This is a genomic window from Amycolatopsis sp. GM8 (genome assembly GCF_021653975.1).
GTDB lineage: Bacteria > Actinomycetota > Actinomycetes > Mycobacteriales > Pseudonocardiaceae > Amycolatopsis_E.
In genome coordinates this window covers 146,015-171,742 of the sequence record NZ_JAJKFK010000011.1, presented here as the reverse complement: position 1 = coordinate 171,742, position 25,728 = coordinate 146,015, and the positions used below count along the sequence as shown (strand labels likewise).

22 protein-coding genes are annotated in these 25,728 nt (G+C 68.7%); 7 read left to right on the top strand and 15 right to left on the bottom strand.

Annotated elements, in window-relative coordinates; all coding sequences use genetic code 11:
- Positions 1-372: 372 nt before the first annotated feature.
- Positions 373-1,335, bottom strand: coding sequence for a ring-cleaving dioxygenase (locus LOZ83_RS36465; RefSeq protein WP_236796432.1), 963 nt, complete (start codon positions 1,333-1,335; stop codon positions 373-375).
- A 113-nt stretch (positions 1,336-1,448) separates the two neighbouring features.
- Here LOZ83_RS36465 and LOZ83_RS36460 point away from each other — a divergent pair, with 113 nt between their 5' ends.
- Positions 1,449-1,892 (top strand): MarR family winged helix-turn-helix transcriptional regulator, encoded by a 444-nt coding sequence (locus LOZ83_RS36460; protein ID WP_236796431.1) that lies wholly within the window; start codon positions 1,449-1,451, stop codon positions 1,890-1,892.
- A 71-nt stretch (positions 1,893-1,963) separates the two neighbouring features.
- On the top strand, positions 1,964-2,344 hold the full coding sequence (locus LOZ83_RS36455; protein WP_236796430.1) for a VOC family protein: 381 nt from the start codon (positions 1,964-1,966) through the stop codon (positions 2,342-2,344).
- Between the two features lie 333 nt (positions 2,345-2,677).
- Here LOZ83_RS36455 and LOZ83_RS36450 read toward each other — a convergent pair whose 3' ends face one another.
- The 4 genes from LOZ83_RS36450 to boxC are packed head-to-tail and all read right to left on the bottom strand — an operon-like array spanning position 2,678 to position 8,139.
- Positions 2,678-3,535: an amidohydrolase family protein gene (locus tag LOZ83_RS36450; protein WP_236796429.1), complete on the bottom strand. Its 858-nt coding sequence runs from the start codon at positions 3,533-3,535 to the stop codon at positions 2,678-2,680.
- Positions 3,532-5,094 carry a benzoate-CoA ligase family protein gene (locus tag LOZ83_RS36445; protein ID WP_236796428.1) on the bottom strand — a complete coding sequence of 521 codons (1,563 nt, stop codon included), beginning with the start codon at positions 5,092-5,094 and terminating at the stop codon, positions 3,532-3,534. Before LOZ83_RS36445 ends, LOZ83_RS36450 begins: the two co-directional genes overlap by 4 nt.
- 12 nt (positions 5,095-5,106) lie before the next feature.
- On the bottom strand, positions 5,107-6,525 hold the full coding sequence (gene boxB, locus LOZ83_RS36440) for a benzoyl-CoA 2,3-epoxidase subunit BoxB (RefSeq protein ID WP_236796427.1): 1,419 nt from the start codon (positions 6,523-6,525) through the stop codon (positions 5,107-5,109).
- Between the two features lie 3 nt (positions 6,526-6,528).
- Complete coding sequence (gene boxC / locus LOZ83_RS36435; protein WP_236796426.1) at positions 6,529-8,139, bottom strand: 2,3-epoxybenzoyl-CoA dihydrolase; 1,611 nt, start codon at positions 8,137-8,139, stop codon at positions 6,529-6,531.
- Positions 8,140-8,239: 100 nt separating this feature from the next.
- On the opposite strand from boxC, the gene ilvD reads away from it, so the two are divergent.
- Entirely contained in the window at positions 8,240-9,907 is a 1,668-nt protein-coding gene (gene ilvD / locus LOZ83_RS36430; protein ID WP_236796425.1) for a dihydroxy-acid dehydratase, read from the top strand.
- Positions 9,908-10,254: 347 nt separating this feature from the next.
- Here ilvD and LOZ83_RS36425 read toward each other — a convergent pair whose 3' ends face one another.
- A complete protein-coding gene (locus tag LOZ83_RS36425) occupies positions 10,255-11,328 on the bottom strand; it encodes an epoxide hydrolase family protein (protein ID WP_236796424.1) in 1,074 nt (357 codons plus the stop codon).
- 62 nt (positions 11,329-11,390) lie between these two features.
- Between LOZ83_RS36425 and LOZ83_RS36420 the strand changes: the two genes are divergently transcribed.
- The 4 genes from LOZ83_RS36420 (at position 11,391) to LOZ83_RS36405 (ending at position 15,304) form a co-directional block, all read left to right on the top strand.
- Complete coding sequence (locus LOZ83_RS36420; protein ID WP_236796423.1) at positions 11,391-12,368, top strand: YafY family protein; 978 nt, start codon at positions 11,391-11,393, stop codon at positions 12,366-12,368.
- Positions 12,369-12,375: 7 nt separating this feature from the next.
- The gene (locus LOZ83_RS36415; RefSeq protein ID WP_236796422.1) at positions 12,376-12,792 is read left to right on the top strand and encodes a CoA-binding protein; all 417 of its coding nucleotides are present in this window, start codon (positions 12,376-12,378) and stop codon (positions 12,790-12,792) included.
- Between the two features lie 113 nt (positions 12,793-12,905).
- Positions 12,906-13,436 (top strand): hypothetical protein, encoded by a 531-nt coding sequence (locus LOZ83_RS36410; RefSeq protein ID WP_236796421.1) that lies wholly within the window; start codon positions 12,906-12,908, stop codon positions 13,434-13,436.
- 74 nt (positions 13,437-13,510) lie between these two features.
- Entirely contained in the window at positions 13,511-15,304 is a 1,794-nt protein-coding gene (locus LOZ83_RS36405) for an arabinofuranosyltransferase (protein WP_236796420.1), read from the top strand.
- Here the strand turns inward: LOZ83_RS36405 and LOZ83_RS36400 are convergent.
- The 9 genes from LOZ83_RS36400 to LOZ83_RS36360 are packed head-to-tail and all read right to left on the bottom strand — an operon-like array spanning position 15,288 to position 25,715.
- Positions 15,288-16,886: an AMP-binding protein gene (locus tag LOZ83_RS36400; protein ID WP_236796419.1), complete on the bottom strand. Its 1,599-nt coding sequence runs from the start codon at positions 16,884-16,886 to the stop codon at positions 15,288-15,290. The genes LOZ83_RS36405 and LOZ83_RS36400 overlap by 17 nt on opposite strands.
- Before the next feature lie 55 nt (positions 16,887-16,941).
- Positions 16,942-18,192 (bottom strand): condensation domain-containing protein, encoded by a 1,251-nt coding sequence (locus LOZ83_RS36395; protein ID WP_255826814.1) that lies wholly within the window; start codon positions 18,190-18,192, stop codon positions 16,942-16,944.
- Complete coding sequence (locus tag LOZ83_RS36390) at positions 18,192-19,430, bottom strand: ATP-grasp domain-containing protein (protein ID WP_236796418.1); 1,239 nt, start codon at positions 19,428-19,430, stop codon at positions 18,192-18,194. Before LOZ83_RS36390 ends, LOZ83_RS36395 begins: the two co-directional genes overlap by 1 nt.
- A complete protein-coding gene (locus tag LOZ83_RS36385) occupies positions 19,427-20,893 on the bottom strand; it encodes an AMP-binding protein (protein ID WP_236796417.1) in 1,467 nt (488 codons plus the stop codon). The genes LOZ83_RS36390 and LOZ83_RS36385 overlap by 4 nt, the downstream gene beginning before the upstream one ends.
- Complete coding sequence (locus tag LOZ83_RS36380) at positions 20,890-21,147, bottom strand: phosphopantetheine-binding protein (RefSeq protein ID WP_236796416.1); 258 nt, start codon at positions 21,145-21,147, stop codon at positions 20,890-20,892. Before LOZ83_RS36380 ends, LOZ83_RS36385 begins: the two co-directional genes overlap by 4 nt.
- 15 nt (positions 21,148-21,162) lie before the next feature.
- On the bottom strand, positions 21,163-21,597 hold the full coding sequence (locus tag LOZ83_RS36375; protein ID WP_236796415.1) for a nuclear transport factor 2 family protein: 435 nt from the start codon (positions 21,595-21,597) through the stop codon (positions 21,163-21,165).
- Positions 21,590-23,962 (bottom strand): lantibiotic dehydratase, encoded by a 2,373-nt coding sequence (locus LOZ83_RS36370; protein ID WP_236796414.1) that lies wholly within the window; start codon positions 23,960-23,962, stop codon positions 21,590-21,592. The genes LOZ83_RS36375 and LOZ83_RS36370 overlap by 8 nt, the downstream gene beginning before the upstream one ends.
- A gap of 38 nt (positions 23,963-24,000) precedes the next feature.
- Complete coding sequence (locus LOZ83_RS36365; RefSeq protein WP_236796413.1) at positions 24,001-25,260, bottom strand: methylaspartate mutase; 1,260 nt, start codon at positions 25,258-25,260, stop codon at positions 24,001-24,003.
- Positions 25,260-25,715 carry a cobalamin B12-binding domain-containing protein gene (locus LOZ83_RS36360; RefSeq protein ID WP_236796412.1) on the bottom strand — a complete coding sequence of 152 codons (456 nt, stop codon included), beginning with the start codon at positions 25,713-25,715 and terminating at the stop codon, positions 25,260-25,262. The genes LOZ83_RS36365 and LOZ83_RS36360 overlap by 1 nt, the downstream gene beginning before the upstream one ends.
- Between the last annotated feature and the right edge of the window lie 13 nt (positions 25,716-25,728).

The window sequence follows — 25,728 nt, the reverse complement described above, 5'->3', positions numbered from 1 at the left end:
CCACCTCGACCGCCTCCCGGGTGATCATGAGACTGGTGAGATGACGATGTGTCGTCAGGTCCGCGCCACGCGGGCGCCGGACCGGAGCCGTGAACGCGAGGGGCGGGGGCCGGCAGCACCGACGCGAAGGGGTCACGCCAGGTCCGGGTTGTGCTCGCTGGGCAGGTTCAGCTTCGGCAGCGCCCGCTCCATCTACTTGCGATCCGGGCTGTGCTCGCTGGGCAAGTTCAGCATCGACAGCGAGCGCTCGACCTACTCGCGATCCGGGTTGTTCCCGCTGGGCAGGTTCAGCATCGGCAGCGGCTGCTCGACCTACTCACGATCCGAGTCGTTCTCGCCGGGCGGGTTCAGCTTGGGCAGTGTGCGCTCGGCCTACTCGCGATCCGGGTTGTTCTCGCTGGGCAGGTTCAGCTTGGGCAGTGCCTGCTCGATCTGCTCGCGGTCCGGTTCGAGCCATGGGGGTAGCTTGAGCGCACGGCCGAGTTCCAGCAGCGGCTCGTCGATCGCGAAGCCCGGTTGGTCGGTCGCCACTTCGAGCAGGGTGCCGCCCGGCTCGCGGAAGTAGATCGAGCGGAAGTACTGGCGGTCGAGGATCGAGGTCACGTTCACCCCACTGTCGACCAGTTCCGCCCGCCACGACACCTGCGTCTCCTCATCCGGCGCGCGCCAGGCGACGTGGTGCACGGTGCCGGCCGCGACTAGACCGCGCGGGGCATCCGGCGTGACCAGGACGTCGACCATCGCGCCCGGTCCGCCATCGCCGGCACTGAAGCGCAGCCGGTTGGAGTCCTGGCTGGTGAAGGTCAGGCCGAGGTCCCGGAACATGTCCGCGGTCGCCTCCTCCTCCGCCACCGACAGGGTCACCGAGTGCAGCCCGCGGATCGCGTGCTCGGCCGGGACGTGCCCGTTGTCCCAGGGGTCGCGCGGGTCGCCCTGCGGGTGCGCGACGAGCGCGATCTGCAGGCCGTCCGGGTCGTCGAAGGTGAGTACGTCCTCGCCGTCGCGGCTGGCGATGCGGCCGGTGGTGATACCGGCTCCGGCGAGGTGGTCACGCCACCAGCCGATCGACGCGGCCGGGACGGAGAACGCGGTCGTGGTTGCCTGCCCGTTGCCGCGGCGGCCGCTGGGCGCGTCGCGCGACGGGAAGAACGTCATCAGCGAGCCCGGCTTGCCGGACGCGTCGCCGTAGTACAGGTGGTAGGTGCCTGGGTCGTCGAAGTTCACCGTGGTCTTGACGAGCCGCAGGCCAAGCGTGCGGAGATAGAAGTCGGCGTTGCGCTGTGGATCACCGCCGATCGCGGTGACATGGTGCAGGCCGGTCGTCTTGATGGACATCAGTCCTCCTTCGAGAGGCGTGCCGGACAGAATCTATCGCCAAAACCTCTATCGGCAGAACCTCTCGCTAGCAAGATATATTCCGGCGAAATACGTCTGCTTATACTGCTTGCGTGGCAGATGACGACGAGATCGTGACGTGGTGGGGCCTGGTCATCGAGGGGTACCTGGCCACCCAGGACAAGGTCATGGCTGAGATCGAGCAGCGGTTCGGGCTCGCGCCCGCACAGTTCGACATTCTGCTCCGGCTCGTCCGCACGCCCGGGTACCAGATGCCGATGACGCGGCTGGCCAAGGAAGCGGCGCTGTCCAGCGGAGGGTTCACCAAGGTCGCGGACCGGCTGGAGGCGGCGGGCCTGATCGTGCGCCGGCCGAGCCGGGACGATCGGCGGGTCACCTATGCCTGCCTGAGCGAGCACGGCAAGAGCGTGGCCGAGCGGGCTCGCCGGACGTGCGCGGAAATCCTCCGGCACCGGGTGCTGGAGCCGCTGGGCCCCGACGCGTCGAAGGCCCTGGCCGAGGCGATGCGCACGCTGCGGTCTGTCAACGCAGAGTAGTCGGCTGACGGAATTGCCTCCTTTTCCTTGCAGGCGCACGATTATGAGATCGCTCTGGTGAGGAGGCAGCCATGCTCACGAAATCCCAGGTCATCGTCTTCGTCCCGGTGCAAGACGCCGAGCGCGCGGGCCACTTCTACGCCGACACGCTGGGCCTGCACGAGGCGCCCACCGGCCCGGACGGGACCCGCCACTTCGAAGTGGGCGGCGGCAACGCGATCGGGCTCCGGGTACTGCCCGACGCCCGGCCGAGCGAGAACACCGCGCTGAGCTTCGAAGTCGCCGACATCGCGGCGGAGATCCGCGAGCTGGAGGGGCGCGGCGCCCGGTTCCTCGACTACGACTCGGACGACCTGCGCACGGTCGGCCACATCGCCACGCTCGGCAACGAGAAGGCCGCCTGGTTGACCGACTCCGAGGGCAACTACCTCTGCTTGCACCAAGGAGGCTAAAACCCCAAACCTGGGGCGACCCGAGACGGTCGACCACCGGGACCACTCCTCAGGCCGGTTGCCCGTTACGGGTTCTCGAAATGGACGAGCTGCCGGCCCGGTCGATGGCGCACCTTCGCCGCAGCCTGTCGGCGAAGGTGCGACTTACGGCTGTCCCGGTCTCGTCGGTGAGCCTGACGAAGTACTCAGCGAAGTGGGTGGTGACCGGGCGCTCTCGGGGCCCTCCACCAGCCACCGCCGCCACGTTGACCTAGCACGGCGACGGCTCGATGTCTCGACCCTCGCCACGGAGAACGCCGGCGAAGCACGCGAAGGTGTCCGTGACAATTGGCGCTAGATCCCCAACCCCGGAAAGAGTTTCGCCGCGTTGCCGGACAGGATGTCGGTCAGTACGCCCTCCGGCAGGTCCAGTGTGGACAGTGCGCGAACGTTGCGGGCCGTGCCCGGGACGCCGGGCCAGTCCGTGCCGAAGACGAACTTTCCAGCCAGGCGGGGAAAGTCGAACCGCGCGTAGTACTCGGGTAGCTTTTTCGGTGGTAGCCCGGCCAGGTCCAGCCAGACGTTTTCCCTGGCCAGCGCCATGAACGCGGCGACGTCGTACCACCAGCCGCGGCCACCGTGCGCGAACACGAAGTTCACCGCCGGGAAGTCCTCCACGAGGTCCGACCACAACTCCGGGTTGCCGAAACTCGCGCGCGCACCGGGAAAACTGCTGGTCCCCGAATGCAGGATCACCGGCACACCGCGTTCGGCGCACACGTGGTACGCGGCGTACAACTCCTTGTCCGCCGGCGAGAACGCACCGTGCACCGGGTGGATCTTCAGCGCCACCGCGCCGAGATCCAGCTGCCGCTCGACCTCCGCCGCAACAGGATGATGCAGGTGCGGGTTGACGTTCGCGACCAGCCGGAACCGGTCGGGATTGTGCCGCACCAGCGGCAGGTTGTCCTCGATCGGCTGGATACCGGTCGCGCGCGGGCTGTACTCGCTGAACAGCAGGACCCGGTCGACGCCCTCGGCCTCGAACAACGCGTCGAGCGCCGCCGGCACCGGATCGCCGTTCGCGTCGTAGGCCGACCGCCAGTCGTGAGGCCCGGAGAACTGCTCCGCCCATTCCAGCCAGGCCGGTTTGAGCGTGCTCAGCCGCGGCGCGTGCACATGCGCGTCGACGACCGTCCTGCCGTCGATCACGCGAGCGCCCCCGGCCGCAGCGAGCCCCGGACCTGCTCGCGGATGACATTGCGGCGGATCTTGCCGGTCGCGGTCTTCGGCAGTTCCGCGACCACGACGACCGCACGCGGCCGTTTGAACGAGGCCAGCCCCTCCCGGCAGAACTCGATCAGCACGTCCGGGTCCACAGTGTGCCCGGCCGCCGGCACCACACACGCGACGGGTTTCTCGATCCCGTCCTCGTCGGGTGCGGCGACCACGGCAACCTCGGCCACGTCGGGATGTTGCAGCAGCCGTTGCTCCACTTCGGACGGTGACACCCAGATCCCGCCCGCCTTCAGCATGTCGTTGAACCGGCCGAGGCAGGTGAAGGTGCCGTCCGGATTGCGGACGTAGCTGTCCCCGGTACGCAGCCACTCCCCTTGGAACACGCGCTTCGACGTCTCGTACCGGCTCCAGTAGCCGAACGCCGTGGACGGCCCGCGCACGAACAGTTCGCCCGGTTCCCCGGTGGCTTCGATCGGCGCTCCCGCGGTGTCACGGATTTCGACGTCGTACCCGGGCACGGCGACGCCGGTGGTGCCGGGCACCACCGCGCCCGGCCGGTTCGACAGAAAGATGTGCAACGCCTCGGTGGACCCGATACCGTCGAGGATCTCGACGCCGAAGCGGTCCCGGAACCGTTCGAACAGCACCGCGGGCAACGACTCGCCCGCGGAAACCGCTTGGCGTACCGACAAAAACGAGTCGTCCGGGATGTCGCTGGCGAGCAGGGCCGAATAGAACGTCGGTACCCCGAAGAACAGTGTGGGGCGTTCCGCGCGGACCCGGTCCGCGACGAGTCGCGGTGACGGCCGGCCCGGTTCGAGCACCGTGCACGCGCCGACCGAGAACGGGAAGAACGCGGAATTCCCGATGCCGTAAGCGAAGAACAGCTTCGCGACCGAGAAACACTTGTCGCCGTCCCGAATACCGAGCACGTTCCGCGCGTACGTCTCGCACACCGCGCGAATGCTGGCGTGCCGGTGCATCGCCCCCTTGGGCTCGCCCGTCGTGCCCGAGGTGTAGAGCCACAGTGCGGGCGAGTCCTCCCACGTATCGAACGGTGCCGCGGGGTCCGATGTGGACAGTTCGGTCCAGTCATGGGTGTCCACGCCGGGAAAGTCGAGCGGGTTCGCCCGGTCGAGCACCACGGACCTCAGTTCCGGCGCCAGCTCCAGGGCTTCCTTGGCGGCAGCGGTGAACTCCGTGGACACGCACAGCACCCGGGCGCGCGAGTCGGCCAGCACCTTGCCCAGTTCCGCCCCGGTGACCATGGTCGACACCGGCACCGGCACCGCGCCCGCGTACATCGCGCCGAGAATGCCCGTGAGCAACTCGATCCCGTCGACCATGCAGAGCATCACACGCTCTTCGGGCCGCACGCCGATCGCGGTGAGGCCACCCGCGACGCGATGCACCGCGTCGGCGAGGTCGGCGTAGGTGAGCGTCCCGGACGGGGCGACGACCGCGGTCCGGCCGCCGTCGCCGTCGCGTAAATGCCTGTCCAGCAAGTAATCCACCGCGTTGAACCCCGCCATGGCGCCCGCCTCCTAGAGGTACACGTACTCGTAATCGAACGGCTTGCCGTTGATCCCCTGGCGCGGCGGCGCGACCCAGCTCGCGATCTTCCCGCGCTCGTACACCGGGCGCATGAGCGAGCGGACGAAGGCGAGGTCCTCGGTGCTGGGCAGCCAGTGCTTCCGGCCGCGCCGCCAGGTCTGTTCGTCCACGATCGTCCCATCCGGCGTGATGTGGTGGCCGGAGTTTATGCCGACATACCGGTTGAAACCAGGGTGCGGCAGGGCGAACCGGAACGAGATGCCGGCTTCGTCGAGAATCTTGTTCCACCGCTTGACACCGGTCTCGCAGTCGGCGATGTACTCGCCGCGCAGGTCCAGGTTGAGTAGCACGATCTTCTGGAGTTCCGCGGTTTCCCAGGTGCCGTCGTCGCGGGGCCGCGCCAGCTGGGCGCTGTCGTCGGTCAGCCGGTGGTCGTCCTGGCGGCGCGGTTCCAGCCAGCGGCCCTTGAGCCCGGCGGTGTAGTAGTTCGCCGCGTTCGTCGAGGTCTCGCTGCCGAACAGGTCGAGCGAGACACTGTAGTGGAAGTTCAGGTAGCGCTGGATGATCTCCAGCGGGATGCCGCCGTGCGCGCCGATGTCCATCGTGTCGTGCTCGCGGATCAGCTCGGCGCTACGCTGCACCACGCGGTCGATCCCGGTGGTGCCGACGAACATGTGGTGCGCCTCTTCCTTCAGCATGAACTCGCAGGTGCGCGAGAGCGGGTCGAAAGCGCTTTCCTTGAGCGTGCCCAGCTGGTACTTGCCGTCGCGGTCGGTGAAGTAGGTGAACATGAAGAACGCGAGCCAGTCCGCGGTCTCCTCGTTGAACGCGCCGAGGATGCGCGGCGCGTCGGGGCTGCCGGAGTTGCGGTGCAGCAACGCTTCCGCCTCCTCGCGGCCCTCGCGGCCGAAGTAGGCGTGCAGCAGGTACACCATCGCCCACAGGTGGCGGCCCTCTTCGACGTTGACCTGGAACAGGTTCCGCAGGTCGTACAGTGACGGCGCGGTGAGGCCCAGCAGCTTCTGCTGCTCGACCGAAGCCGGTTCGGTGTCGCCCTGGATCACGATCAGCCGCTGCAGGTCGGCGCGGTATTCGCCGGGCACCTGCTGCCACGCCGGTTCGCCCTTGTGCTCGCCGAACGCGATGGTGCGGCCGGGGTCGCGCTCGGCCAGGAAGATGCCCCAGCGGTAGTCCGGCACGTTGACGTGGTCGAAATGCGCCCAGCCGTCGCGGCCGACGCTCACCGCCGTGCGCAGGTACACGCCGTGGGTTTCCAGCGTCGGCCCCATTTCCGACCACCAGTTCATGAACTTCGGCTGCCAGCCCTCCAGCGCGCGCTGCAGCCGGCGGTCGTCGGCGAGGCTGACGTTGTTGGGGATCTTGCTGTCGTAGTCGATCTTCTCCGGCACTGCTCACACCCGCTTGCGATCGAAGGACGGCTTCTGCCCGGTGCCGTAGCGGCGCAGCGCGCCTTCCGGCCCGGCGGCGTTCGGTCTCGTGAAGATCCAGTTCTGCCAGGCGGTCAGCCGCCCGAAGATCTTGGTCTCGATCGTCTCCGGCCCGACGAACCGGTGGTTGGCCTCCATCCCGGTCAGCGCGTCGGGGCTCAGCGCCGCCCGGCCCTCCAGCACGATCCGGATCTCGTCCGCCCAGTCGAGGTCGTCCGGCGCGTCGGTGACCAGGCCCAGCTCGACCGCCTCGGCCGGGGTGAGCGGGTGGTCGCGTTCCCGCTTGAGCCAGTCGAGGTGATCGCTCTCGCCGTAGAAGCGTGACTCCAAACGCGACAGTCCATTCCCCATCGGGAAGGCGCCGAAATTGGCTTCGGACAAGAGGATCGAGGAACGTTCTTCGCTGTCCTCGTCGTCGCTCGGCGGACCGTCCAACATGTACTGACGGTCGCAGGCCAGCGCCAGCTCCAGCAGCATGCCGGCGAAACAGCTGCCCGGCTCGATGAGCGCGATGAGGCTGCGGCTGGTCACGTCGAGGCGTTTGAGCGTGCGCTTGTAATAGTGCGCGATCTCGTTGGACAGCCAATCGCCGCCGCCCAGCACCTGCCGTTCGTGTTCGAGGACGGCCGCCGGGTCGCCCTCGGTGCGGATGACCCACGTGCCCAGCTCGGGTTCGTTGGTGCGCAGGCGCAGGATCAGGTCGTCGAGCTCGCGGGTCATCGCGAGGAACCAGTCGTCCGCCCCGGGCCCGCGGACGGTGATCTCGACAAGGCCGTTCCCCAGTTTCGCGAAGACGTACCGGTACCGGATCTCGTCCTCGGTCTCGGTGCGCTCCAGGGGCGCGAGCACGATGCCCTTCGCGTCGGCCGGACGATCGGTGCGGGCCGCGATCTCGCGGGCCCGCGCGGCGACCACCTCGCGGAACTCCTGGCGGGGCACGAGTTCGTCGACCAGCCGCCAGTCCACGGCCGTCTTGCCCTTGATCCCGTCCGGCCGGGTGGCGAAGACGTCCGCCCGGTCCTTGCGGACGCGGCGCTTGTCGGTCACCCTCGTCAGCCCGCCGGTGCCGGGCAGGACGCCGAGGAGCGGCACCTCGGGCAGCGCGACGGTCGAGGAGTTGTCGTCGACGAGCAGGATCTTGTCGCAGGCCAGCGCGATCTCGTAGCCGCCGCCGGCGCAGCTGCCGTTGACCGCGGCAAGATACGTCTGCCCGGAGTTCTCGGTGGCGTCCTCGATGCCGTTACGGGTCTCGTTGGTGAACTTGCAGAAGTTCACCTTCCACTCGTGCGGCGAGCCGGCGAGCATCCGGATGTTCGCGCCCGCGCAGAACACCTTGTCCTTGGCGCTCGTGATGATCACGGCGCCGACCTCGGGATGCTCGAAGCGCAGGCGCTGAACGGCGTCGTACAGCTCGATGTCGACACCGAGGTCGTAGGAGTTGAGCTTGAGCTCGTAGCCCTCGACCAGCCCGCCGTGCTCGTCGACGTCCAGCTCCAGCCAGGCCACCGGCGGCTCGATGCGCAGGTGCCAGTGCCGATAGGTGGCCGGATCCCGATCGAACGACACCTTCGTCATGGCCCAATTCTCTACATGTTCCTCACGGGCGTCAATGTTCTGTAGATAATTGACTCGTTCCAGACTGCGTCGGCCTGACGGCGGTTCTATCGTGCTTACCATGGCCGATTTGAAGCCGCGATCCCGTGACGTGACCGATGGACTCGAACGCGCCGCTGCCCGCGGGATGTTGCGCGCGGTGGGGATGGGCGACGAGGATTTCGCCAAACCGCAGGTCGGCATCGCGTCCTCGTGGAACGAGATCACACCGTGCAACCTTTCGCTGCAACGGCTCGCGCAGGCGGGCAAGCAGGGCGTGCACGCGGGCGGTGGTTTTCCCCTGGAGTTCGGCACCATTTCGGTCAGCGACGGCATCTCGATGGGGCACGAAGGGATGCACTTTTCGCTCGTGTCGCGGGAGATCATCGCGGATTCGGTCGAGACCGTGATGGAGGCGGAGCGGCTCGACGGGGTCATGCTGCTGGCAGGCTGCGACAAGAGCCTGCCGGGCATGCTGATGGCGGCCGCGCGGCTCGATGTCGCCGCGGTTTTCCTTTACGCCGGTTCGATCCTGCCCGGCACGGTCGACGGTCGCGAGGTCACGATCATCGACGCGTTCGAGGCGGTGGGCGCTTGTGCCCGTGGGCTGATCTCGCGCGAGGAGGTCGACAAGATCGAGCGTGCGATCTGCCCTGGTGAAGGCGCCTGTGGCGGGATGTACACGGCGAACACCATGGCGTGCGCGGCGGAGGCGCTCGGCATGTCGCTGCCCGGTTCGGCGAGCCCGCCCTCGGTGGACCGGCGGCGCGACCGGTTCGCGCGGGAAAGCGGCGAGGCCGTCGTCGGCATGCTCGCGGCGGGAATGACCGCCCGCGACGTGCTGACCCGGGAGGCGTTCAAGAACGCGATCGCCGTCGTGATGGCGCTGGGCGGCTCGACGAACGCGGTGCTGCACCTGCTCGCGATCGCGCACGAGGCCGAGGTTCCGTTGACCCTGGACGATTTCACGCGGATCGGGGACCGTGTTCCGCATTTGGCGGATGTGAAACCCTTCGGGCGGTACGTGATGACGGCGGTCGATCGGGTCGGCGGGGTACCGGTCGTCATGAAGGCGCTGCTCGATGCCGGGTTGTTGAATGGTGATTGCCTTACCGTCACCGGGAAAACCGTCGCGGAGAACCTGACCGAACTGGCGCCCCCGGAGCTGGACGGCGACGTGCTGCGCCGGCTGTCGAACCCCATTCACCCCACCGGCGGCCTCACCATTCTGCACGGCTCACTCGCCCCGGACGGTGCCGTGGTCAAGAGCGCCGGGTTCGATTCTTCGCGTTTCGAAGGCAGGGCAAGGGTTTTCGACGGCGAGCAGGCGGCGATGGACGCGCTGGGGACGCTCGAGCCGGGCGATGTCGTGGTGATCCGATACGAAGGTCCGCGGGGTGGGCCGGGGATGCGGGAGATGCTGGCCGTGACCGGTGCGATCAAGGGCGCGGGCCTGGGCAAAGACGTGCTCCTCCTGACCGATGGCCGGTTTTCCGGCGGCACCACGGGCCTGTGCATCGGCCACGTGGCCCCGGAAGCCGCCCACGGTGGCGCGATCGCGTTGGTCGAGGACGGCGACCCGATCGTGCTGGACATGGAGTCGCGCACCCTCGACCTCCGCGTCGACGAGCAAGAGCTGGCGAAGCGGCAAGACGCATGGACAGCGCCGGCGGCCCCACGGCGCAGGGGCGTCCTGGCGAAATACGCCGCCCTGGTCGGCTCGGCCGCGAACGGCGCCGTCTGTCAATAAAAAACAACAAAAACCGCCACCCGGCAACACACGTAACCACCAACCCAGCCCACCCATACCTCCCCCAACCCCGATAGAAAGCCGCCCTAGCGGTTGGCGCGTCGTGTCAAGGGTGACCGCGCCAGCGGTCATCGCGCAGCGACGCCGAAGGCGCCCTTGATACGGCGTGCCAACCGTTAGACACTCGGCGATCGGGGTGGGCGCGGTGCCGTTTTACGTCGCGCTCCGCGCGACGTTCCCTCGCGCGGAGCGCGAGGGAAAAGAGAAAAAGATGTCCTCGCCGGACGGGCAGGCTCCAGGATGAGGGGGCCCAGGGGATCTCACCTTTTCGAGGTGGCTGAGTGGGCTTACGCCCGCGCCTTGCCGAAGAAGCTCACGATGTCCGTCACCAGGTCTTCTGTGGCCTGGTGGGCCGCGTAGTGGCCGCCGGCGCCGTAGGTGTGCCACGAAACGATGTTCTTGTGGTCTCGTTCCGCGAACCGGCGGATGGATTGGAAGTCGCCGGCAAAGGACGCCAGGGCCAACGGCACGGTCGTGGGGCCTGTCGGGGGTTGGGCGAGTGAGTCTTCCCGGTACAGGCGGATCGCCGACGCCGCCGTTCTCGTGAGCCAGTAGACCGCCAGGTTTGCCACGGTGAAGTCGAGGTCCTGATCGAGCATGAGCTGGCCATTCCAGCCTGCCAGGCCGGCCGGCGAGTCCATCAGTGCGTGCGCGACCGTTTGCGGCTGCTGGGAGTGCAGGACATTGAAAGCCCCGATGGTGTCCCAGAACCATTTCAGGTGGGCCAGCGCGGCGGTCTCTTCCTCGCTCAGGCCCGCCATCTCGGCCGGATCCCCGCTAGGGAAGGAAAAGATCTGCGTCACGTGCACACCGACGACGTGATCCGGGGCGATGCGACCCACCTCGGGCGAGATCATCGAACCACCATCGTTGCCGACCGCCTCGTACCGGTCGTAGCCCAGAAGGTCCATGAGCGACGCCCAGGCCTGCGCGATGCGGTACCGGCTCCAACCGGTTTCCGTGGTGGGGCCGGAAAAACCGTAACCCGGCATGGACGGGATGACGAGGTCGTAACCGGCCGCGGTCAGAGGTTCGATCACATCCAGGTATTCGACGACCGAACCCGGCCAGCCGTGCGTGAGGATCAGCGGGAACGCATCCGGCACTGACGATCGGACGTGCAGGAAATGGATGTGCTGCCCGTCGATCTCCGTCGTGAACTGCGGATACGCGTTGAGCCGCGCCTCCAGGGCACGCCAGTCGAAATGATCACGCCAGTATTCGACCAGCTCACGAACCCGCGCCACGGGGACGCCGTAGCCGGGCAGCTCGTCGGCGAAGCGGGTGCGGGACAGCCGGTCGGCCAGGTCATCGAGGTCGCTCTGCGGGATGTCGATGCGGAAGGGCTTGATGTTTGTCATGCCCGGAACACTAAGAGGCCATTAGGCACACTTCGTTCCTATTGAAGTGCCAGAATGAAAAGATGTTGGAAACCTCGGCGAGGCTGCTCCGGCTGCTCTCCCTCCTGCAGACCCCTCGCGAGTGGACCGGCGCCGAGCTGGCCGGACGCCTCGACGTCAGCACTCGGACGGTCCGCAACGACATCGACCGGCTGCGCAATCTCGGCTACCCCGTGCACGCGACCCGCGGTTCGGCGGGCGGTTACCGGCTCGGGGCGGGTGCGGCGTTGCCGCCGTTGCTCCTGGACGACGAGGAGGCCGTCGCGGTCGCGATCGGGTTGCGCACCGCTGCGGGCGGCACGATCGTCGGCGTCGAGGAAACCTCGTTGCGCGCCTTGGCAAAGCTGGAACAGGTGCTCCCGTCCCGCTTGCGCCACCGCGTCAACGCGCTTCAGAAGTATTCGGTGCGCGCGCAGACGGAGGACGGGCCACGGGTCAGCGCCGAGACGCTCACGGCGATCGCCGCCGCGTGCCGCGATCACGAGCGCCTCCGCTTCGACTATCAAACCCACGGCGGCGACCGAACACGCCGGAATGTCGAGCCGTACCGGATGGTGAACTGGGGCCGCCGCTGGTATCTCGTCGCGTGGGACGTCGACCGCGACGACTGGCGCACGTTCCGCGTCGACCGGATGGAGCCGAAGATCCCGACCGGTCCCCGTTTCACCCCGCGCCCACTGCCGGACGAGGTCACCGACCGGGTCATGCGCGGCGCATCAGCCGCGGCCTGGCGCTATCGCGCGAAGGTCACCGTGCACGCACCCGCCGAGGCGGTCACCGAACGGATCAACCCGGCCGTCGGCACCGTCCAGGTCGTCGACGAGCAGACCTGCGTCCTCGACACCGGCGCGGACTCGCTCGAAACGCTCGCCGTGTACCTCGGCATGCTCGGGATGGACTTCACCGTCACCGAACCGGACGAACTGGTCGACCATCTCAGATCCCTGGCTGACCGCTATCGCAAAGCCACGTCGGAATGCGCACGACCGCCAACGGGTTGAACCAGGCATGGCCGATCTTGCCGAACGCGCTCTCGCCGCCGCGAACACCATCGCGGTGGTGGGGCTGAGCCGGAATCCCGCCAAGTCCGCGCACTCGGTGCCGGCGGCACTGCAGGCGCACGGGTTCCGCATCATCCCGGTGCACCCGTCCGCGGACGAGTTGCTGGGCGAGAAGGTGTACCGCTCGCTCACCGAAATCCCCGAGCCCGTCGACATCGTCGACGTCTTCCGGCCCGCCCCGGAAGCACCGGGAATCGCGCGGCAGGCCGTCGCGATCGGCGCGAAAACCCTGTGGCTGCAACAGGGAATCGTGTCCGCGGAAGCGCGGCGGATCGCGGCCGAAGCCGGGCTCGACTACGTCGAAGACCGCTGCATCGCGGTCGTCCGGGCGCTGGCGCAAATCACCAAAATCGGCACGCACTGATTTCCGGCGAAAAACGCCTCTGCCGATTCGAGGACTTTCGACCCTGACTGCGGTTACCTGACATTTGGCGACAATGCTCCAATGACAGGCGGGCCTGGGAGGGGTTGACAACCGTGACCATGGAGAACGTCACGCCGATGACGTTGCTGGACCAATACACCCCGCATTTCGACTTCGTGCTCCGAGAACACCTTCTTGTCACCGCCAATCCGGACGAAACATACAAAAAGGTCGGCGAGGTTCCCGCGTCCTTTCAGCCACTCGGCGTGCCGTCACCCCTGCGACCACGCCATTGCGCCCCGGGTTTCGACGAGATCCTCGCGCACGGCCGGTGGACGGTACTGGGCCGGCGGCCCGGCCAGGAACTCGTGCTCGGTGCGGCCGGCCGGTTCTGGACCGCGTTTTCCGACTGGCAGCACATCACCGCGGAGGAGTTCCCGAATTTCTCGCGACCGCGGCGGGGTACGATCGCGATCGCTTTCGTCCACCGGCCCTACGGCGAGGAGCAGACCCTCTTGACCTTCGAGGCACGCGCGACCACGACCGACCCGGTCGCCTACCGCTGGGCCGAGTGGTACTGGCACACCGTCAAGCCGACCGCGCGGCTCGTGATCCGCCGGATCCTGCGCGGGGCGGCGAACTGATCCAGCAGGAGACCCGGCCGCGCCCCGTACCGCTCCCGGCGCGGCCACATACGGGCCGGTGGGCGGCGGAACTCGTGCTCGGCGCCGTTTTCGCGGCGGTGGTGAGCATCGCGCTCCAACTCATCGTCGGCCGCCTGCACATCACCCCGGGCACGTACGTCCCGCAGGCCCTGATGGCGCTGGCGAGCACGGTGATCGTGGTCGTCCTGTTCGCGTTGCTGGCCTATCGCCGCGGCGTGCGCTGGCGCCCGTGGCTGAAGATCGTCGGCGTCTGGACCGCGCTGAGCGCCCTGGCCACGCTGATGATCGCGCTGCCGCTGCAGGGCACCCGGTACTACCTGTACGGCGCGTCCGTCGACAACCCGTTCCGCCTGCAGTTCATGGAGCGCATGACCGCGAGCCCGGGGCTGGCGGACATGAACTACTTCGGGATGCCGACCTACTACCCGGCCGGCTGGTTCTGGCTCGGCGGGCATTTCGCGAACGTCGTGCACCTCGAAGGCTGGGCCGCGTACAAGCCGTACTCGATCACCTGGCTCGCGATCACGGCCGTGGTGGCGTTCACGTTGTGGAGCCTGGTGACGCGACGCAGCCTAGCGCTGCTCGCGACCGTAGCGACGATATTCGCCGGGTTCATCTCGCAGGGCATCGAAGAGCCGTACTCGTGGCCGTCGGCGGCGTGGCTGCCGCCGATCGCGGTGCTCACGTGGACGCTGCTGCGCAAACGGGAGCGCGTCCGCTTCTGGCCGCTCGCGCTGATCGGCGGCTATCTCGGCTTCGCGGCGGCGACGTACACGCTGTACTTCTTCTTCGGCGTGCTGGTGGTCGTGGTGCTCGCCGTGGTCGTGGGCGTGCGCGAGCGGACGTTCGCACCGCTGGTCCGCCGGGTCGCGGTCATCGCAGCCGTCTCGGCGCCGCTCGCCCTGGTCACCTGGGGCCCCTTCCTGCTCGCCGGCGGGCTCGGCAAGACCAACACCGCCGCGCACCACCTGCCGGCGAACTCCACGTCGTTCCCGACGCCGTTCGTGCCGGGCAGCGTCTTCGGCGTGCTGTGCCTGGCCGGACTGGTGTGGCTCCTGCTGCGCGCCCGGCGGGACGCGATCGCGGCGGCGCTGCTGGTGCTGACCGGCGTCGGCTACCTCTGGTTCGTGCTGTCGACGCTCGCGCTCGCGGCGCACACGACGTTGCTGTCGTTCCGGGTGGTCATTCCGCTGGACGTCACGTTCGCCGTGGCCGGCGTGTTCGCGGCGGTCGCGTTCCTGCGCTGGCTGCCGCGGAAAGTGCCGACGCCGGCACTGGTCGTGTCCTGCGCCGCGGCGGTCGCACTCGCGCAGATCAGCGTCTCCGACGGAGTGCGGGACGCGCTCGCCCAGGCCGAGGCCGACTCCTACCCGACGGGCGTCAACCCGAGCGGCCAGCATGATCCCAACGAGGACCGGGGCTGGGCCGGGCAGCTGATCACGACGATCAACCAACTGTCCGGACGCCCACCGACGGACGAGATCGTGTTGTCCGCCAACGGTTATCTGCTCTCGTACCAGCCGTACTGGGGTTTCCAGCACACCAGCGCCCAGTACGCCAATCCGCTGGCCGACTACAACCAGCGCAACGACGAAATCCGTTACTGGGCAACGTCTTCGAGTCCGCAGGAGCTGCTCGCGCGGCTGGCCGCGAACCCGCACACACCGCCGAACGTGTTCGTGCTCCGCAACCACGACTCGACGTTGCTGATGGGCGTTGTCGTGGATGTGTTCCCGCGCACGCCCGACATCCGCGTCGACGACGTCACCTTCGACCCGAAACTCTTCGACTCACCCGAATTCGTGCGGCGCGTCGTCGGCCCGTTCACGGTCATCGTCCGCCGGTAGCCACGAACCGGTCGCGCAGCACGAACTTCTGGATCTTGCCCGAGCCGGTCATCGGGAACTCGTCGACGAACTGCCAGATCTTCGGGGTCTTGTGCGGCGCGAGGTGTTCGCGGACGTACGCGAACAGCTCGTCCTCGCCGGCGGTGGCGCCCGGCGTGCGCTTGACGAAGGCCGCGACCTGCTCGCCCCACGTGTCGTCGGGGATCCCGACCACCGCGACGTCGACGACCTCCGGATGCGCGAACAGCACCTGCTCGATCTCCCGCGGATAGATGTTCTCGCCGCCGCGGATGATCATCTCCTTGACCCGCCCCGCGATCCGGCAGTAGCCGCGGCTGTCCATGGTGGCGAGGTCACCGGTATGCAGCCACCCTTCGGCGTCGATCGTCTCGGCGGTCTGGTCCGGCAGGTCGAAATAGCCGGTCATGACATGGAAACCGCGCGTGCACACCTCGCCGACCTGCCCGTACGGCACGGTCTCGCCGGAGGCGGGGTCGACGATCTTCACGTCGGCGCCGGGAATGGGGCGGCCGAGGGTCTCCGCCCGGTCCACCGGATCGTCGTCGAAGCGGCTGGTCGTGATCCCGGGCGAGGCCTCGGTCTGGGCGAAGGTCTGGGTCATCGGCACGCCGAGCGTGCGTTCGATCCGGCGCACCAGGTCCGGCGGCACGGTCGCCCCGCCGGACAGCGCGAACCGCACCGACGACAGGTCGGTACCCGGGAAGTCCGGATGATTCAGCAACGCGATGAGCATGGTCGGCACCCCACCGAAGGACGTGCCGCGTTCCGACTCGATCAGCCGCAGCTGCAGGGCGGGGTCGAAGTACGGCAGCAGCGCCTGCGCGCAGCCGCTCGCGATCGCCGACAGCGTGATCAGGACGCAGCCGGCGGTGTGGAACAGCGGCATCGGGTTGACGAACACCTCGCCGGGACGCAGGTCGAACGTGCGGGAGTAGGTCAGCCGCGCGCTGTTGGTGATGCCACGGTGATGGAGCACCGCCCCCTTCGGCACACCCGTCGTACCGGAGGTGTACTGGATCTGGGCGGCGTCACCGGGATCGACGTGCGGCAGCCGCTGCGTGGCCGAACCCGAAGCCAGGAATCCTTGCCAGTCCTCGAAAAACACCACCTCGCGCAGCTCCGGCAAGTTCCCGCGCACGCGCTCGAGCGACTCGGCCATCGGGTTGGTGCGATACGCCTTCAGCAGGAACACGCCCGCCGAGCGCGACTGCCCGAGCACGTGCGCGAGTTCGGCGGGCCGCAGCGCCGGGTTCACGGTCACCAGCGTCACCCCGGCGAGCGCGGCCGCCATCTCGAGCACGACCCATTCGGGAATGTTGTTGGCCCACACGGCAACCCGCTCGCCGGGCGCGAACCGGCCGAGCAACGCCCGCGCCGCCTGCTCCGCTTCGCCCAGCAAGTCCGCGTACGTCCAGCGCCGCCGCGCCTCCGGCTCAGCGACGCCCTCGATCAGGGCGGTCAAGGACGGAAACCGCTCGGTCGTGGCGCGGAGCAGGTCGCCCACCGTTTCATCGCGCACCAATTCGGTATCGCGTGCAGCCCAGTACGAAATGTCCGCCATGTATCTCACGGTAAACCCGCGGGACCGGTGGTCAAACAACTTCTGCCCTTTCGGTTCACAGAAAGGTATTCACGCGCCTCGTGTAATCCTCGGCGAGTTGTCGCAGCAGCGTTCGCATGCTGTCCGGATCGACGTCATCCGAATTGCAGAGAAACCTGAGCAGGTGGCCACCGGCGGCGAGCGGAATCATCTGCAGTTCGATCCAGGGCATGTCACGGGGGTATTCCGGGTACTTGTCCCGGTAGTGCTCGTCGGTGATGCCGGCCACGGGATCGGTCATGTAGTTGATGATCAGTTGCCGCCGGCCGTAGGAACCCCAGTCGAAATCGGTGTTTCCCGCGCAGGCCGCGTTCACGAACTGCCATGGTGTGTGCAGCCTGGGCAGAATGTGCTTCCACCCACCGCACACGGCTGCCAGCGCCGTACCGAAATCGCTCATCCCATCCTGGGTGACCCGCAGCGGAGTGGAGGTCGCCAACCAGCCGTAAGTGGCCGTGAAGCCCGGCGCCCGGCCATGGTTGACGATCGCGCACGACAGGTCGTCGACACCCGTGCCGGCGGCGATCGTGGCGGCGAAGGACGCCACGGCGAGCGTGAACGGTGTGGCGCCGGCCTTTCGGGCAGCGCCGAGCGCGGCCGCGGCATCGACCGGGACATGCACGCTGAGCGCGACGGTTCCGGCGCCACGGCCGGGAACCGCATCGCGGACACCGGGCAGCCCCGTCGCCCGCCGCGGTGCCGCGCCGGCCAGCACCTGGTTCCAGAATTGTCGCGTCTCCGCGTGGAAATCAGGATCACCGAGGTCGAACTCGCCGCGCTGGCGCCGAACCCACTCGTCGTAACGACCGCCGCCGCGCGCCGGGTCCGGCTCAACGCCGGTGCTGATCTCGCGGACCATCAGCGCAACAGTCAGTACGTCGGCGATCAGATGGTCTACAACCAGCACGGCGCTGGGTCCGGCGTCGGCGCGGGTGAACACAACCAACCGCCACAAGGGTCCGCCCGGCTCCCACGCGGCATCACGCGCGGTTCGCGAGCAGCGCCGCACATCGGAATCGTCGGCACAGGAAACCTCGCTGAGGGGAGCGGTGAGGTGATCGGCGTAGGTGACACCGTCCCGGTCGAACGCGACGGCGCGAAGCCCGGGCTCACGATCCATCATCCGGTCCACCCGCCGGCGCAGCTCATCCGGGGAAACCGACGGCTGAAGCTCGAACTCCTTCCAGATCACGTCGCGGCCGTGCCCCTCGTGCAGCGCCGACTCCTGTTGGATGGACAGGGGTCCGCGGGTCAGTGTGGTGGTCATCAGACCGTGACCAGCTGCGCCGCGAAACCCTGCGCCCTGGTGTGATCGGCGTGCACCCGCCCGGCGTCGCGGTGCGCGAACAGCGCCCAGCCCAGGCGCAGCGACGACAGCAGGTCCGAGGTTTTCGCGATCGGGTCGCCGTTGCGGACCCGGACCTCCAGCCGACGGCAGGTCGGCAGTTGCCTGATCTGGTCGAGGACCTCCACATTGGACACGACACCACCCTGGCGGGCGACGAACATCGCCACGGTGACCGACCGCAGGTGCGGGACGTCCGGGAGAAAGTCCCGGGTGCCGAGGAGATACCGGACCGTGCGGCGGACTCCGCTGTCGCCGGTGGCCAGTTCCGCCGCGGCGGCCATGCCACTGCCCGCTATCCGGGAGTTGATCTCGACCAGCCGCGGCCCCTCCTCGGTCGACATCACCTCCGTGTGGGCCGGACCGAACCGGAAGCCGAGCGCGTCGAGCGACCGCCGGACGTAGTCGATGAGATCCGCGTGAGCCGGGTCGCGGGTGGGCAGGAACTCGACGTCCTGGTACACCGCGAAGCTGTCCCCCACCGCGATTTTCGTGTACCTGCACACGTCGGTGACGACGTGCCGGCCGTTGTGGGAGAAGGTGTTGACGACGTACTCGGTGCCGAACATCCGGCGTTGGATGACCACTTCGTCGTTCACCACCCCGGTGGCATTGGTCCGCCCGAGCAGCGCCGTCACCGCGGGGCGCCAATCCTCGCCCGCGGGCACCAGGGTGACACCGTCGGTGGACACGCTCGTCGCCGGTTTGACGACCAGGTCGTGGCCGGCGAATTCGGGGCTCGCCAATGCGTCGGTGGCGTGCCGGGGATCGCGGACGCACAGCGTGGGTGTGATCGCCAGCCCAGCCGCTTGCATCGCCCGGGCCATGTGGCCCTTGTGACTGCGGCTCGCCGCCAGCTCCGGCACGTGGGCCAGCTCTGGGGTCAGCCGCTGTGCCAGCCGGTCCGCCAGCGCCACTCCACTCTCCGCACCGGGCAGCACCGCGACCGGCGTCAGCCCGGCCAGCCGGCCGAGCAGGTCGCCGGCGTCGGCGGTCAGCACTTCGTCGAAGTCGCCGGGCCGGAAGGTTTTCGTGAACGAGTCCGCGGGTCGTGGCCAGGAGAGCACCGCGACCGGGGAGAACCCGGCCCGGCGCAAGGCGGGTGCGTAGGACACCCCGGACGAATAGGGATCGACGATGACGACGGTCGCGCGGTTCATGCCGCTGCTCCGATCTGCTTGCCGGCGAGCTGCTCGGCGAGCGCCCGTCGGTCGACCTTTCCGTTGGGGGACAACGGCATCCGCGGCAAGGCGACCACATCGTCGGGGGCGCCCGGTCCGAGTTCCCGGCGCAGCCGCCGCAGCAGGCCCGCGGCGGCCAGGTCGGATGCGGGCTCGACGAACAGCACCAGCGCGCCGCCCTTTTCCGGCCCGGTCTGCAGGCAGCAGGCGAGCCGCACGTCCGGCTGGCCCGCGGCCGTCTCCTCGATGACGGTGAGGTCGACGAAAACGCCGAGCCGCTTCACGCGGGAGTCGGAACGCCCGGTGATCACGAGGGAACCGTCGTCGGTGACCATGCCCAGGTCCTTGCTCGCGAACGTGGTGACGCCGTCGCGGCGGACGAGCGCCGCATGATCCGCGGCGGACGCCGTGCCCGGCAGGTAGCCGAGCGAACCGTGCGGTGTCTCGATGGTCACCGGGAACGGGGTGCCGGGTGCGGCGCTCGTGAGCAGGCGCGTGCCGGGCAGCGGCCGGCCCACCGGTTGCACGCCGGGGAGGGGGTTGTCCGGAACGCGGTACCAGAACTTCGCCAGCGTCGTCTCGGATGGACCGTAGACGTTGATGATCTCGCTGTGCGGCGCCGATCGCCACCAGCCGTGGACGTGGCCCGCGTGCAGCGGCTCGCCGGCGAACACGGTCCACCGCAGCCGCGGCAGCCGGTGACCGGGTGCCGCCTCCGTCCAGCGGGTGGACAGGCCGGGGACGACGTGGACCAGTTCGGCCTCCTGGTCGGCCAGCCACGGCACCACGGCGGCGGCATTGGCGCGAACCCGGGACGGTGCGGCGAGCAGTTCGCCCCCGCCGCACAAGGTGACGAACAGCTCTCGGATGATGACCTCGAAGGTCGGCGGGCTGAGCTGCGCGACACGCGTGCCGGGTCGCAGCCCGAGCGCCCCGATTTCCCACTCCACGAAGTGGAACGCGCCGTTCTCGTTGGCGACAATGCCCTTCGGCGGCCCCTGGGTGCCGGAGGTGAAGCCGAGGTAACCGGCGGCCGGATCCAGGACGCGCGGTGTCGCGGCACCGGGTTCGTACTCGGGTGTGCCGGCCACTCGCATGGTCAGCGCGGGCCGCGCGGCCGCGAAGACAGCCGCCCGGCGGGCCGGCGGCATGTGCGGGTCGACCAGCAGCGGGACGAGACCGGCGGAGCGGGCCGCGAGGAACGCGGGGCCGAGGAACAGCGGGTCCGCCACGACCAGTGCGATGACGGAGCCCGGCGGAATCGCCCGGTCAGTCAGGTCCCGCCACCAGGCGGTCCGCAGTTCGTCGAGTTCGCCGTAGTGCAGCGAACCCTGTGCGCCGGTGATGGCGGGTGCGCCCGGCCGGGCCGCCGCGACCGCGCTGATCCTGGCGACGAGCGGGGAACGCACCGCCGGCTCGGTGAGGGGGAATGCGGTCGTCATGCGGTCACCTCGCGCGCCTCGGTCAGGGACCGCACCAGTGCCTCGTGGATCTCGGTCAGATCCTCGGCGGCGTAGATGGTGAAGACGTCCACCTCGCCGCCGAACTTCTCCTCCAGCAGCAGCGACAGGTGGGCGGCAGTCAGTGAGTCGCCACCGAGGTCGAAGAAGTTGGCATCGGACGCGGCGGTGGCGATACCGATCACCTCGGCGATGACGGTCATCGTGTCCTCGATGGCGGGAATGGTGTTGTTCATGGGATCTGCTCCGTTTCAGTTGGTGGTGGGAAAATTCGGAATGTCGAAGGGCCGGCCGGGGGTGGCCGGCACATCGGCGCGGTACCTGCTCAGGCGGGTCAGCAAACAGTCGCCGGACAACTCGATGATGTCCACAAAGGACATGTAGTGCGGGCCGAGCTCGCCCCGGACCCGGCCGACGACCACGATGGTGTTGCCGTCCACCAGGATCCGGTCGATCAGGTGACAGGTGGCGGGCCGGTCCCACTCGGCGATCCGGCGCAGCAGCGCCGGCCTGCCGCGACGGGGTTCCTCACCCGGTGCGCTGTCCACCACCTGCTCGTGCAGCAGCGAGGCGTACCCCTCCAGGTCGAGCCGGTCGCGGTAGTAGTAGGCCAGCCGGACGTGCTCGACGCAGATCGCGGTCCGTGCGGGAAGGTCCCGCACCTCGGCGCAGACGAGGCTATTCATCGGCCGTCTCCTGGGACGTGGTCACGCCTCGCGCCTCGCGCAGGTCGGACAGGGCGAAGCGGAACTCGGAGGTGTAGCGCTCCCCCGCCGGTCCCGTCAGCCACGTCTGGTCCGGACCGGGCAGCATCTCGACGATCTTCAACGCCGGTGCGGCGCCCTCGGGCGAGTTCCGCGCCGCCCGCCGGGCGGCGGAGGTGAACATGTCCACGAAAACCGGGCTGGCGAAGTCGACGTAGAACGGCTTGGTCTCGGTCGGCGATTTGACGAACACCCGGCGCGGCAGCCCGAGGGAGCGCGCCCAGGCGCGGGTCGCGGCGAACCGCGCCACGTCGTCGTTGCGGTGCACGAAATCCATGTCCGCCACGGGCACTCGCCACGCCTCACGGACCAGGACGAGGTCGTCCACCATCACCCTCGGCCGGTGTCCGGCGACCGGCAGCAGATCGAAGTGACCGAGCATCAGCAGCTTGACCGCCTCGGCGAACAGGTCCATGACGTCGAATTCCGCGCCGTCGGGCGTGCGAATGGTGAGCTGCCCGGCACGCTGCTCCACCACCGCATCGGCGGCGGGCAGCACGTTGTCGGTGTGCGGCAACGGTGTGTGCGGCACCATCGCGATCCGGTGGTCCTCGTCCCGGATCAGCGAGGGATGCGAGCGCACGGTGAACCGCGGCCGGCTTTCCGTGGGCAGCAATGGAAGCAGGCGGGGTTCGGGGAAGGCCGCGTCGTTACTGGCCCGCAGCATGCCGGGCGAGTGATGGGTCCGCACCAGGGACACATAGTCCATCGAGTTCACCGCCACGTGGATCTCGCCCAGCACCACCTGGTACCGGCCCGATGCCAGTTCATCCGGGCCGTCCGCGGAGATCATCACGTCCGGGCAGACCATCCTGGCCTGGCTCCAGCCGCTGTGTGGCGCGTCGAACTGTTCCTTGACCCGGACGGCCAGCTCGGCCGTGGTGCAGTCCACTTGGGACTCGTCGCTGCGATAGGGCAGGATCGCGGACCACCGGTCGTGGAACTCGGCCAGCGCGGTCGTGACGATCTCGTCCAGCCGGGTGGCCACGGTCGTCAGCGCCGCCATCCACAGGCTTGCGACGTCGACCGGTTCCCCCGGCGCGGTCCGCTGCCGCTGGGCCGCGTAGGTGGCCTGGATGTGCGGTTCGATGTCCTGCCGGATCCGCCAGGTCAGCCAGCGGATGCTGTCCACGACGGGGATGATCGGTGCGAGGCGGTCGGTGAAGGACTGCCCCAATCGCACCGAGACGTCCCGGCGGCATTCGAGATAGGCGAGCGTCCGGCCGCCGTAGGCCTGGCCGTCGTGCCGGGTGGCCGACGAACCAGTCAGCTCGACGAAGGACTCGGCCATCCTGCTCAGCTCGCCGGGCAGCTCGGCCGGACGGTTCCACACCCGGCGGAGGCGCTCGCGGCCGTCGATGAGCGTACGCACCTGCGCGGACGCCGCGGTCCGGATCTCGTCGTCGTCGATCCCCTCGACCAGCGCCAGCAACTCGTCCTCGGCGGTCAGCGAGGCGGACAGCTCCAGCTTCCAGATCAGCCAGCGCCGCTTCCGCAGATCCGCCATCAGCGCGAACACACTGTCCACTGTGGACTCCGCTGAACTCGCGCACAGCCGCTCGGCGAGGTCACGGGCGGTCAGCGTGCCGTCGGCGGCACGCAGCAGCGCGAGAGTGAGGTCATCCACCGGGGACGGGGTGCCGCCCGGCAAGCAAGCCACGTGACCGGTGAGCCGGAGCAGGGGACTGCGCCGGGGCCGCAGCCACGGTTCGAGGTCGAACTCCGCGGCCAGCTTGCGCGCGAGCACGTCGACCGGCCAGCGTTCCAGATAGACGTTGGCCTGATCGGTGACCTCGGTTCCGGTGCGCACCGCGATGTCGCCGTCGTCGGCCGCCACGGTGGCCCAGGACACCGGCCCGAAGAACCCGATGGACTCGTTCTTCAGGCAGTAACGCTGCCAGTACGTGGCGATCGTCTGTTCCCGCCGGCGGCGCTTGGCGTTACTCCGGTCGCCGCGGTCCAGCTGGCGCAGGAACGGTTGCACGCCGCTGTCCAGCAACTGCCGGTTCTGCCAGCCGACCGCCAGCTGAAACTGTTCCGACCGCGCCACCTGTCCCAGTTCCCGCGCGAACCGCTCGGCCGCGTCCTGGAAATCCTGCCGGAAGGTTTCGTCCTCGGCCGCGCCCTGCCGGTCCGCGCGTTCGGCGAGCGCGAGGTCGGCCAGGCGCTCGACCGCGTCGGCGGGGAACCCGGCGCCGCGGACCATCGCCGAGGACCACATCGCCCATTCGCTCTCACCGAGACGGATCAGGCTGCCGTCGGCCGGAGTCGTCGTGTCCCTGTTCATGATCAGTCCTTTGCGTTGAGATGACGGAAGAAAGTCGGTCACGCGACCGCGTCGCGCATGTCGTAGCGATCAGCCACGTGGGTCAACCCGGCGAGCAGCCGCGCCGAGGACAGCTCGGGATGGCGGCCGGGCGCGGGCCGCAGCGGCATCCGCCCCACCTCCGCCCAGACCAGCCTGCCCCGGGAGTCGATCGCGGACCTGGCCCGTCCGCCGTTGTCCGGGTGCAGGCAGTACGGCACGTCGAGATACCCGCGTCGCAACGCCAGCAACAATGCGCGGCCGACGTCTTCGGAGAGTTCGAGCGTGGCCTCGATGAGAGTCCTGGCCTCCGCCAGTGTCGTATCATCCACAATGGACGTTGCCGCCGGAGTGGCGTCAGCCGTTTCCTCGGCCGCAGCGCGCAATGCCTCGATGTTCTCCGCGATCGTCGGGATGCGCCGCGCCTCGACCCGGGTCTTCACGATCAGCCGGTCGGCGCCGGCCCGGGCGGCGAGCCGCGCCGCGTCGCGGGAAAGCGACAGCGCGCCCTGCTGGGTGTACGGGAACACGCCCATGTAGGTGTAGAGCACGATATGCCAGTCCACATCGGACAGATAGTCGGCGGCGAGGGTACGGAGGGCGGCGATGGCCTGGATGTCCTGCTCGTGGTCGGTCTGCTGGGCGTAGCTCAGCGAAACGCTGTGCAAGCCGTGGTCACGAAAGAACATTGCTTCCAGCACACTGACCGCGACCAGCAGGGACGGCGGGCACAACTGGCCCATCAGGCAGCCGCCGAAGGTCTCCAGGTGCGGTTCGGCATCGGGACCCCGTTGAGCGGCCAGCAACTCGCAGGCATGCCGCCAGTTCCGGATCGATTCGGCGAGCGGGACCCGGCCGTAGGGCAGGCAGTAGGACACCGGGCCGCCCTCGGTCGCGTACAGGTCGCAATCGACCATCGCCCGGATGATGTCCGCCGGTGCCGCGGAGCCGTGCCGCACCTGGACCTGGAAGTCCGGGCCGATCAGATCCGCCGTCATCGCCCGGGTGACACCGCGGTCCTCGGTGACGATCGGATAGCCGTTCAGATCCCCGCGGCGGGCGAGGGCATCACGCACGGCGCGGTAGTCGCCGAGCCTGGTGTAGCTGTCCAAAGTGATGGTGCCCGCCGTCTGGGCGCTGAGTCCGGCGGTCCGGCGCAGACCGGTCCGCATCGCGGTGGGACTGGCGAAACCCATCCTGGGCTGCACGACGACCTGGCCGCGGGCCCGGCGGACCCGGCCGCCGAAGTCGTGGTGCGGTTCCGGTGCGAGTGCGGTCATCACCTGCCTCCTTTCTGTCCTGAATGGACCAGGCTCCGGCCCGTGGCGTGCTGAAGCCGATCGAGGTAGCCGAGGAATCGCGGTATGCTGTCCGCTCCTTCGAACACTTCGTCGAAACCGGCCCGGATCAGCCGGTGGCGGCGGTCCGCGGCGCCGGTGTCGCCGGAGGTGCCGAGCTTGCCGCCGATGACCGCGGGCAGGGTCGTCAGCGCGGGCACCTCCCGCAGCCTGCGGATCAGCCGCTCGCCGTCGTCGGCGCCGTGCCCGTTGACCGAGCTGAGCATCAGCAGGCCGGGCCGCTTCAGCAGGCAGGTGCGCAGGAGCAGGTCGTCCGGCACGCAGGCGCCCAGGTTGCGGACGCGGTGGCCGCGTTCGCGTAACAAAAGCTCGAGATAGACCAGGTTCCAGGTGTGCGCGTCGGAGGAAACGGTGCTCAGCAGGATCGTGGGGGTCATGGTGATCTCCTTG

Coding starts and splice junctions, on each gene's coding strand:
- LOZ83_RS36465 (WP_236796432.1), bottom strand. CDS start 1,335: ATGTCCATCAAGACGACCGGCCTGCACCATGTCACCGCGATCGGCGGT.
- LOZ83_RS36455 (WP_236796430.1), top strand. CDS start 1,964: ATGCTCACGAAATCCCAGGTCATCGTCTTCGTCCCGGTGCAAGACGCC.
- LOZ83_RS36445 (WP_236796428.1), bottom strand. CDS start 5,094: ATGGCGGGGTTCAACGCGGTGGATTACTTGCTGGACAGGCATTTACGC.
- boxC (WP_236796426.1), bottom strand. CDS start 8,139: ATGACGAAGGTGTCGTTCGATCGGGATCCGGCCACCTATCGGCACTGG.
- ilvD (WP_236796425.1), top strand. CDS start 8,240: ATGGCCGATTTGAAGCCGCGATCCCGTGACGTGACCGATGGACTCGAA.
- LOZ83_RS36425 (WP_236796424.1), bottom strand. CDS start 11,328: ATGACAAACATCAAGCCCTTCCGCATCGACATCCCGCAGAGCGACCTC.
- LOZ83_RS36420 (WP_236796423.1), top strand. CDS start 11,391: ATGTTGGAAACCTCGGCGAGGCTGCTCCGGCTGCTCTCCCTCCTGCAG.
- LOZ83_RS36415 (WP_236796422.1), top strand. CDS start 12,376: ATGGCCGATCTTGCCGAACGCGCTCTCGCCGCCGCGAACACCATCGCG.
- LOZ83_RS36400 (WP_236796419.1), bottom strand. CDS start 16,886: ATGGCGGACATTTCGTACTGGGCTGCACGCGATACCGAATTGGTGCGC.
- LOZ83_RS36395 (WP_255826814.1), bottom strand. CDS start 18,192: ATGACCACCACACTGACCCGCGGACCCCTGTCCATCCAACAGGAGTCG.
- LOZ83_RS36390 (WP_236796418.1), bottom strand. CDS start 19,430: ATGAACCGCGCGACCGTCGTCATCGTCGATCCCTATTCGTCCGGGGTG.
- LOZ83_RS36385 (WP_236796417.1), bottom strand. CDS start 20,893: ATGACGACCGCATTCCCCCTCACCGAGCCGGCGGTGCGTTCCCCGCTC.
- LOZ83_RS36380 (WP_236796416.1), bottom strand. CDS start 21,147: ATGAACAACACCATTCCCGCCATCGAGGACACGATGACCGTCATCGCC.
- LOZ83_RS36375 (WP_236796415.1), bottom strand. CDS start 21,597: ATGAATAGCCTCGTCTGCGCCGAGGTGCGGGACCTTCCCGCACGGACC.
- LOZ83_RS36370 (WP_236796414.1), bottom strand. CDS start 23,962: ATGAACAGGGACACGACGACTCCGGCCGACGGCAGCCTGATCCGTCTC.
- LOZ83_RS36365 (WP_236796413.1), bottom strand. CDS start 25,260: ATGACCGCACTCGCACCGGAACCGCACCACGACTTCGGCGGCCGGGTC.
- LOZ83_RS36360 (WP_236796412.1), bottom strand. CDS start 25,715: ATGACCCCCACGATCCTGCTGAGCACCGTTTCCTCCGACGCGCACACC.